This window comes from Pseudobutyrivibrio ruminis AD2017 (assembly GCF_000424305.1).
In the GTDB taxonomy this organism is placed as follows: Bacteria; Bacillota; Clostridia; order Lachnospirales; family Lachnospiraceae; genus Pseudobutyrivibrio; species Pseudobutyrivibrio ruminis_B.
Genome location: NZ_KE384162.1, coordinates 678,999 through 688,393 on the forward strand (window position 1 = coordinate 678,999; position 9,395 = coordinate 688,393).

Genomic DNA, 9,395 nt, shown 5'->3' on the forward strand with positions numbered 1-9,395 from the left:
CTGCTGGTGTAGGATTTACTACAGTTGCTGGAGTTGAGCTACTAGAAGAGCTTGATGAACTTGATCCGCCTGTTGAACCAGACTTAGCTGCTGCCTGTGCTGTTGCAAGGTCTGTAATGCCCTTAGCTTCAGCTACTTTGTATACTTGAGGTGTAATTACAATAGAAGCATTTGCAAGAGATGTTACTGTGATACCAGCGTCTGCTGCAGCCTTCATTGTAGTGATTGGTCTAGCTTCTTTTGCACCAAGGAGTGCAAAGTGACGATAGTAAGCAAGGATATCATTTCCGAATGCCTTCTTAAGATCTGCATTACCACTAGCGTATGCGCTTACATTAAAGTTCTGACTGCAAGAACGACCTTCATACAATCCTAAATTAACGAAGTGATTAAATAAAGCATTGTAATCATCGCCTAATGCCTTAACAACATCAGGATTCATCTTCTTATAATACTCATAATCGAATAATTTCTTAAGAATTTCCTGATCTGCCTTTGATACTTGCCCATACTTAACCTGAGCTGGATTTTGTGCCTGCGAAAGTTCTGCTGCTTTTCCTACAGCTGCACTGTTAAATACAGTTGTGGCAGAAACTAGCATACATAATGCAAGCGTTGCTAAATACTTTCTGTTTTTCATGTAATGTCCCCTTTCCACATATAGAAAATTTTTGGCAAGTAATGTACCTGCCGCTAATTTGTATTCTAATCTCATGTATTACATTTTGCAATACCACTTGTCGCACTTCATGTAACATTTCATATTTTTTTCACACAATTTAAAGTTGGATTATAGGATTTGATATTACAATAGAAGTAGGGTATGCTACCAATTGGTAGCATGCATTGTATTTGCAGGAGGAGATAATATGGCATTTCAATTAAAATCAGAACGTAAGGAAACAGAGACAAAAACCGTGAGATTTCCGCTTTCTCTAATAGATAGAATCGAAAAAGCAATCGTCGGTAAAGATGTAAGCTTCTCGGGATTTGTGATACAGGCTTGTGAATTTGCTTTAGATAATATGGATGAAAATGAAAAGGAGTAGCTGCAATACAAAACGTATTGCAGCTACTCCTTTTTTTTGCTTTTAGCCCTCATCAGTCGGCTTCGCCGACAGCTTCCCCCAGAGGGGGAAGCCTATTATACTGCTAAGAAGAACTTGATAAGGAATAATACAGAAATTACATAAGTAAGAGCTGAAACTTCCTTTGCCTTACCAGTAAATACCTTAATGATTGTGTATGAAATCATTGCAAGACCGATGCCGTGTCCGATTGAGCCAGAGATTGGCATAGCAATAAGCATGATTGTAACTGGTACACAAACTGAAAGATCATCAAAGTTAACCTTCTTAAGACCTGTCATCATAAGTACACCAACATAGATAAGTGCTGCTGATGTAGCTGCTGCTGGAATGATTGCAGCGATTGGTGCAAGGAAGATGCAAAGAAGGAATGCGATACCGCATGTAAGTGCTGTAAGACCTGTACGTCCACCAGCCTCAACACCTGATGCTGACTCGATAAATGTTGTAACTGTAGATGTACCTGTGCATGAACCTACGATTGTACCAATTGAATCTGAAAGAAGTGCTTCCTTCATGTTTGGCATGTTACCCTCACGGTCAACCATGCCTGCACGTGATGCAGTACCAACAAGTGTACCGATTGTATCGAACATATCAATAACGCAGAATGTAATAACAAGTGTGATTGCTGTGAACCAACCCATCTGAGTAAGTCCTGCGAAATTGAACTTGAATAATGTTGTTGTTGCCATGTCATTAAATGCTGGAACAAATGATGCTGTAGCAAGTGAAGCAAATGGATTGTTTCCAAGGAATACTGCATCGCCAATCCAGTAAATTACTGAAGCTGCAAGCATACCGATAATAACCGCACCCTTAATTCCCTTTGAAGCAAGAACAACGATAATGAAAAGACCTACAAACATAGTAACAGCAGAAAGTACCATCATTGGATAAGCATCTGTCATAGTCTGCTTAGCGTATCCTGCTGTAAGTGCTCCAAAGAAATCCTTCATTACAAAGAACTGATTGAAGTTTGAATCTGCAATGTAAACATTTGAGCCAAAGCCAATGTTAAGAAGCATAAGACCGATTGCTGGTGAAATACCAAGTCTGATTCCAAGTGGAATAGCATCTACAATCTTTTCACGAATATTGAGAAGTGAAAGGATTAAGAAAACAATACCTTCGATAAGGATGATGCAAAGCATTGCCTGGAATGATTCAACATATCCCATACCTGTCATAGCAACAAGGTTACCAATAACGATTGCCATGAATGAGTTAAGTCCCATTCCTGGAGCCAAGCAGAATGGCTTGTTAGCAAGAAATGCCATTACAAACATTGCAATTGCTGATGAAAGGCAAGTAGCAAGGAATACACCGTTCCAAAGCTCCTGTCCGCCTGCACCGTAATTAGTAAGCAAGTTTGGATTCAAGGCAATGATGTATGCCATTGTCATGAATGTTGTGAGTCCAGCGATAATTTCTGTCTTCACTGTGGTGTTGTTAGCGCTAAGTTTGAATCTTTTCTCTAACATATAAAATTCTCCTCCTGGTCCGCCTGTTTATTACAGGCAAATCTTTAATTTATATCTAATTTTTAAAAATTAGAAACTGTTTTAGGGCCCCAGCCGCTGATTTGGGGATATATTGCCCTCATCCGCCCCTTCGGGGCATGCCCTCATCAGTCGGCTGCGCCGACAGCTTCCCCCAGAGGGGGAAGCCGATTTAGTTAATGCTTGCTTTAATAAATGCTGAGAATAATGGATGTGGCTTATTAGGACGGCTCTTAAATTCTGGATGGAACTGTACACCAACATGGAACTTGTTTGATGAAACCTCGATAGCTTCAACAACCTCATCGTTAGGTGATGTTCCAGAAATTGTAAGCCCCTTCTCTGTCATAAGCTCTCTATATGAATTGTTAAACTCGAATCTATGTCTATGACGTTCTGAAATGTTTTCACTTTTGTATGCTTCGAAAAGCTTTGTGTCCTTGCGAACTGCACATGGGTATGCTCCAAGACGCATTGTACCGCCCTTTCTAAGAACAGCCATCTGCTCTTCCATAAGGTCGATTACACAATGCTTACCTGTGCTGTTGAACTCTCTTGAATTTGCATCCTCAAGTCCACAAACGTTACGTGCAAATTCAATTGCAGCAACCTGCATACCAAGGCAGATACCGAGGTATGGGATATCATTTTCACGAGCATACTGACAAGCGACAATCTTTCCTTCTACACCTCTATCACCGAAACCACCTGGAACTAGGATGCCATCGCACATTCCAAGCTTTTCTTTAACATTATCTTTTGTGATTTCTTCTGAATCAACCCACTCAATTTCAACGTGAGCATCGTTTGCATAACCGCCGTGGTAAAGTGCCTCACGAACTGAAAGGTATGCATCATGAAGTGCAACGTACTTACCAACGATTGCAATTCTAGTAGTCTTCTTAAGGCCCTTGATAGTATCAACCATCTTCTCCCACTCTTCAATCTTTGGAGCAGGATTATCAAGGCCAAGCTCACGGCAAACAACATCATCTAATCCATACTTATGCATCATAAGTGGAGCCTCGTAAAGGCAATCAAGTGTGTCGTTTTCGATTACGCAGTCCTTCTTAACATTACAGAATAAAGAAATCTTATCCTTGATAGACTGCTCAAGTGGATGGTCTACACGGCATACAATGATATTAGGAGCAATACCAAGTGACTGAAGCTCCTTAACAGAATGCTGTGTTGGCTTTGACTTGTGCTCTTCTGAACCAGAAAGCCAAGGTACAAGTGTTACGTGAATGAACAAGCAATTCTCACGTCCCTTTTCAAGTGAAACCTGACGAATAGCCTCAAGGAATGGCTGAGACTCGATATCTCCAGTTGTTCCACCGATTTCTGTGATAAGAACATCACAATCAGATGTTTCAGCACCCATATAGATGAAGCGCTTGATTTCTTCTGTGATATGAGGAATAACCTGAACTGTCTGTCCAAGGTATTCGCCCTTTCTCTCACGGTTAAGAACGTTCCAATATACCTTACCAGAAGTAAGGTTAGAATATTTGTTTAGACTCTCATCGATGAATCTCTCGTAGTGTCCCAAGTCAAGGTCTGTCTCGGCTCCATCATCAGTAACGAATACCTCTCCATGCTGATATGGGCTCATAGTTCCTGGGTCAACATTCATATAAGGATCAAGCTTCTGTGAAGCTACCTTATAACCTCTCATCTTTAATAAACGTCCTAAAGATGCTGCTGTGATACCCTTACCTAGGCCTGATACTACACCACCAGTTACAAATACATGCTTTGTCATTTTACACTCCTTAATTTTTATTATTCATTGGATTACATCATTAATAGAAATCTTAATTAAGATAAATGTGACATATTTCCTCCTGAAAATAGAAAAAGCGTTTTTTTTTTGAAGGAATTCCTCCAAAAAAATAAACGCTCAATTACTATGAAATATTACAACATGAAAAAGAATTTGTAAAGAGGAAATTTTTTCTTCTGGTGGGGGAAGCCTTTAATAACAGATTGTTCATTTTGTTTATTGTATATTTTTGCATCTACATTTATAATACCAAATGTTGTATAAAAATATATTTATATAAGAAAGAATTGGATTTATGGAGAACAAATTATTTAAATTAGGTATCGACATCGGTTCTACAACCGTAAAAATAGCAGTTCTCGATGACGATGACAATCTTTTATTTTCAGATTATCAGAGACACTTTGCTAATATCCAGCAGACTCTCACTGATTTATTAACCCAGGCCAAGTCATCACTTGGTAAGATTCAGGTTCGTCCTATGATTACAGGTTCAGGCGGACTTACACTTGCTAAGCATCTTGGTGTTGAATTTGTACAGGAGGTTATCGCAGTTTCTACTGCCCTTACTCACTATGCTCCTCAGACAGATGTTGCAATCGAGCTTGGTGGTGAGGATGCCAAAATCATCTATTTTGAGAATGGTAATGTAGAGCAGCGTATGAACGGTATCTGTGCCGGTGGTACAGGTTCTTTCATTGACCAGATGGCTTCTTTACTTCAGACAGATGCCCCTGGCCTTAATAAATATGCTAAGGATTATAAGGCTCTCTATCCTATAGCTGCTCGTTGTGGTGTTTTCGCCAAGACTGATATTCAGCCTCTTATCAACGAAGGTGCTTCTAAGGAAGATTTGTCTGCTTCTATTTTCCAGGCAGTTGTTAACCAGACTATTTCAGGTCTTGCTTGTGGTAAGCCTATCCGCGGTCACGTTGCATTCCTTGGTGGTCCACTTCACTTTTTGGATCAGCTTAGAGAAGCATTTATCCGTACACTTAAGTTAGATGATGAGCACGCTATCCTTCTTGATAACTCTCATCTTTTTGCAGCTATCGGTTCTGCTCTTAATTCAAAGGAAGAAAACAACGTTCCTATGGACGACCTTATCGACAAGCTTTCTGAAGGAATTAAGATGGACTTTGAGGTTGCCAGACTTGAGCCATTATTTGATGGTGAAGATGATTTCAGAGCCTTCAAGGACAGACATGCAAAGGCAGAGGTTAAAAAGGGCGATTTAGCTAACTATCATGGTAATGTTTACCTTGGTATCGATGCTGGCTCTACCACTACAAAGCTTGCGGTTGTTGGTGATGATGGAACACTTCTTTATTCCTTCTACTCAAGCAACAACGGTAGCCCACTTGCTACTTCACTTAAGGCACTTAAAGAGATTTACTCTATCATGCCTGAGGATACACATATCGTACATTCTTGCTCAACAGGTTACGGTGAAGCTTTACTTAAGGCTGCACTTCAGCTTGATGATGGTGAGGTTGAGACAATTGCTCACTACTATGCTGCAGCATTCTTCGACCCTGATGTAGATTGTATCCTTGATATCGGTGGTCAGGATATGAAATGTATCCGCATCAAAAACGGCGTAGTTGATAGTGTACAGCTTAACGAAGCATGTTCTTCTGGCTGTGGTTCTTTCATCGAGACTTTCGCTAAGTCACTTGATTTCACAGTTCAGGATTTTGCTGAGGAAGCACTTTTTGCTTTGAACCCAATCGACCTTGGTACACGTTGTACTGTATTTATGAATTCAAAGGTTAAGCAGGCTCAGAAGGAAGGCGCATCAGTTGCTGATATTTCTGCAGGTCTTGCTTACTCTGTAATAAAGAACGCACTCTTCAAGGTTATCAAGCTTTCTGATGCATCAGAGCTTGGTAAGAACATCGTTGTTCAGGGTGGCACATTCTACAATGATGCTGTTCTTCGTTCCCTTGAAAAGGTTGCAGGTGTTAATGTAGTTCGTCCTGATATTGCAGGTATCATGGGTGCCTTCGGTTGTGCCCTTATCGCTAAGGAGCGTTACGAGGAAAATCCTACAACTACTACACTTGGCATTGATGAGATTAACAATCTTACATTTGATACAAAGCTTACTCGTTGTCAGGGCTGCGTGAACCACTGCTTACTTACAATCAACAGATTCTCTGGCGGTCGTTCATTCATCACTGGTAACAGATGTGAAAAGGGTGCAGGCGGTGTTAAAAATAAAGAAAACATCCCTAACCTTTACGAATACAAATACAACAGATTATTTGATTATGAGCCTCTTTCTGAGGAAGAAGCTACTCGTGGTACTGTTGGTATTCCACGTGTACTCAACCTTTACGAGAATTACCCATTCTGGGCTACATTCTTTAAGGCTCTTAAATTTAGAGTAGTTCTCTCTCCTCGTTCAAACCGTAAAGTTTACGAAATGGGTATCGAATCAATCCCATCTGAGTCAGAATGCTACCCAGCCAAGATGGCACACGGTCATGTTCAGTGGCTCATTAACGAAGGCAATGTGGACTTCATTTACTATCCATGTATTCCATACGAAAGAAATGAGTTCCCTGATTCAAACAACCACTACAACTGCCCTATCGTTACATCTTATGCTGAAAACATTAAGAACAACGTAGACGAAATCACAACTGGTAAGGTTCGTTTCCTTAATCCATTTATGGCTTTCTCTTCTGAGGAGATTCTTACTACTCAGCTTGAAAAGGTATTTAAGGAGGAGTTTGATATTGACGCTTCTGAGGTTAAGGCAGCAGCCCATGCAGCATGGCTTGAACAGGAACATTTCAGAAATGATATGTACGCTAAGGGTCAGGAAGTTCTAAAATACTTAGAGGAAACAGGAAAGCACGGTATCGTTCTTGCAGGCCGCCCTTACCACGTAGACCCAGAGATTAACCACGGTATTCCAGAGCTTATTAACAGCTACGGCATTGCAGTACTTACTGAGGATTCTATTTCTAACCTTGGAGAGGTTGAGCGTCCTCTTATCGTTATGGACCAGTGGATGTTCCACTCACGTATGTACTCAGCTGCAAACTATGTTAAGAAGCATGACAACTTAGATTTAATTCAGCTTAACTCATTCGGTTGCGGTCTTGATGCCGTTACAACTGATCAGGTTGCTGATATCCTTACAAACTCTGGTAAGATTTACACTTGCCTTAAGATTGATGAGGTTAACAACCTTGGTGCTGCACGTATCAGAGTACGTTCTCTTCTTGCTGCACTTCGCGTTAAGAAGAAGAAAAAGCAGGAGCGCACTATTGTTCCAGCTAATTACAACCGTATCGTATTTACAGAGGAAATGAAGAAGAATTACACAATCCTCTGCCCACAGATGTCACCTATCCACTTTGAATTAATCGAGCCTGCATTTAATGCAGCCGGTTACAACCTGGTGATTCCTGATATTCCTACACGTACCTGTGTAGATGTTGGTCTTAAATACGTTAACAACGATGCATGCTACCCTTCACTTATGGTAATCGGACAGCTTATGGCTGCTATCAATTCAGGTGAGTTTGATATGAGCCGTACTGCTCTTCTCATCTCACAGACAGGTGGTGGATGTCGTGCTTCAAACTACATCGGTTTCATCAGACGTGCACTTGCAAAGGCAGGCTATCCTGATGTTCCAGTTATTTCAATGAACCTTAACGGCTTCGAACCAAACCCTGGATTCAAGCTTACACCTAGCCTTATCCAGCACGGACTTTACGCTCTTACATTTGGTGATATTTTACTTCGCTGTGTATATCGCGTTCGTCCTTACGAGGCAGTTCCTGGTTCTACAGACGAGCTTCACAACAAGTGGAAAAAACAAGTTATCGATTTTGTTTCTAATACAAAGATTCTTTCTCACCGCAAGTTCAAGAGAATGTGCCGTGAAATGATTCGCGATTTCGATAACCTTCCTATTATAGAAGGACTTAAGAAGCCACGTGTTGGTATCGTAGGAGAAATCCTTGTTAAGTTCCTTCCAGCAGCTAACAATCATCTTGCTGAATTACTTGAGCAGGAAGGTGCCGAGGCAGTTGTACCAGACCTTACAGACTTCCTCCTTTACAGTTTCTACAATGCAAACTTTAAGGAAGAAAACCTTGGTGCTAGCCGAAAGACTAAGTTCATGTGTAACCTTGGAATTAAGTTCTTTGAGTGGCTCAGAAGTGCTGCTAGAGATGAATTTAACAAGTCTAAGAGATTCACTGCTCCAGCATACATTACAGATACTGCAGCTAATGCTAAAGAAATCGTATCTATTGGTAACCAGACTGGTGAGGGATGGTTCCTTACAGGTGAAATGCTTGAGCTTATCGAAACTGGTGCAAGCAACATCGTATGTATCCAGCCTTTCGGATGCTTACCTAACCACGTAGTAGGTAAGGGTGTAATCAAACGCATCCGTCATGAGCATCCAGAAGCAAACATCGTGGCCATCGACTACGATCCAGGTGCATCTGAAGTTAACCAGCTTAACAGAATTAAGCTTATGCTTTCTACAGCTAACAAAAACTTGGCCAAGGCTGAGTAATACCCTAGTCCGCATGTTACGCTAACAAGCATAATATTTCCCCGCTCGACAGCACCTCTCGCTAAGGAAATATTATAGCTTGTTAGCTACATGCTCACTTAAATATTAAAAAGCCAGCTCTTCGGAGCTGGCTTCAGACTGTAGACAAAGAGGATGCTGCAAAACACCGTTTTGCAGCATCCTTTTCTTTTTTCTAAGATTAATTTTTGGTTTTTAGTTCAAAAGACCTATTTCTAGGCCATTTTCAATTCCCATTCTTGCTGTATTTTTGCAAGCTTCTTTAAATTCATACATGCAAAAGTAAGCGCAACCTTCATTCTCATGCGCGCCTTGCCATACATCTGTGTATATCTGAAACCATGATTCTCTTTAGCTGTTCCAAATATTCTTTCTATGGTTTCTTTTCTATGGGAATATAATTCTTTCATTCCCTCAGTGTGTCTTATGTCTTCACATGCTTCCATGTATTC

Annotated in this window: 5 protein-coding genes and 1 pseudogene; 2 read left to right on the forward strand and 4 right to left on the reverse strand. The window is 40.7% G+C overall.

The window, feature by feature from the left end:
* Positions 1-640, reverse strand: a pseudogene (locus G611_RS15890) (hypothetical protein); the annotation flags it as partial.
* 229 nt (positions 641-869) lie between these two features.
* On the opposite strand from G611_RS15890, the gene G611_RS0113335 reads away from it, so the two are divergent.
* Positions 870-1,049, forward strand: coding sequence for a YlcI/YnfO family protein (locus G611_RS0113335; RefSeq protein WP_028244051.1), 180 nt, complete (start codon positions 870-872; stop codon positions 1,047-1,049).
* A gap of 95 nt (positions 1,050-1,144) precedes the next feature.
* Here G611_RS0113335 and G611_RS0113340 read toward each other — a convergent pair whose 3' ends face one another.
* Both G611_RS0113340 and G611_RS0113345 read right to left on the reverse strand, forming a co-directional pair.
* Positions 1,145-2,572 carry an NCS2 family permease gene (locus G611_RS0113340; RefSeq protein WP_028244052.1) on the reverse strand — a complete coding sequence of 476 codons (1,428 nt, stop codon included), beginning with the start codon at positions 2,570-2,572 and terminating at the stop codon, positions 1,145-1,147.
* Positions 2,573-2,762: 190 nt separating this feature from the next.
* Positions 2,763-4,355 carry a CTP synthase gene (locus tag G611_RS0113345; protein WP_028244053.1) on the reverse strand — a complete coding sequence of 531 codons (1,593 nt, stop codon included), beginning with the start codon at positions 4,353-4,355 and terminating at the stop codon, positions 2,763-2,765.
* Between the two features lie 316 nt (positions 4,356-4,671).
* Here G611_RS0113345 and G611_RS0113350 point away from each other — a divergent pair, with 316 nt between their 5' ends.
* Entirely contained in the window at positions 4,672-8,925 is a 4,254-nt protein-coding gene (locus tag G611_RS0113350) for a 2-hydroxyacyl-CoA dehydratase (RefSeq protein WP_028244054.1), read from the forward strand.
* 233 nt (positions 8,926-9,158) lie between these two features.
* On the opposite strand, the gene G611_RS15015 is transcribed toward G611_RS0113350, so the two are convergent.
* The coding region (locus G611_RS15015) for a transposase (protein ID WP_036948037.1) at positions 9,159-9,395 on the reverse strand (237 nt) is incomplete at its 5' end.

Coding starts and splice junctions, on each gene's coding strand:
- G611_RS0113335 (WP_028244051.1), top strand. CDS start 870: ATGGCATTTCAATTAAAATCAGAACGTAAGGAAACAGAGACAAAAACC.
- G611_RS0113340 (WP_028244052.1), bottom strand. CDS start 2,572: ATGTTAGAGAAAAGATTCAAACTTAGCGCTAACAACACCACAGTGAAG.
- G611_RS0113350 (WP_028244054.1), top strand. CDS start 4,672: ATGGAGAACAAATTATTTAAATTAGGTATCGACATCGGTTCTACAACC.
- G611_RS0113345 (WP_028244053.1), bottom strand. CDS start 4,355: ATGACAAAGCATGTATTTGTAACTGGTGGTGTAGTATCAGGCCTAGGT.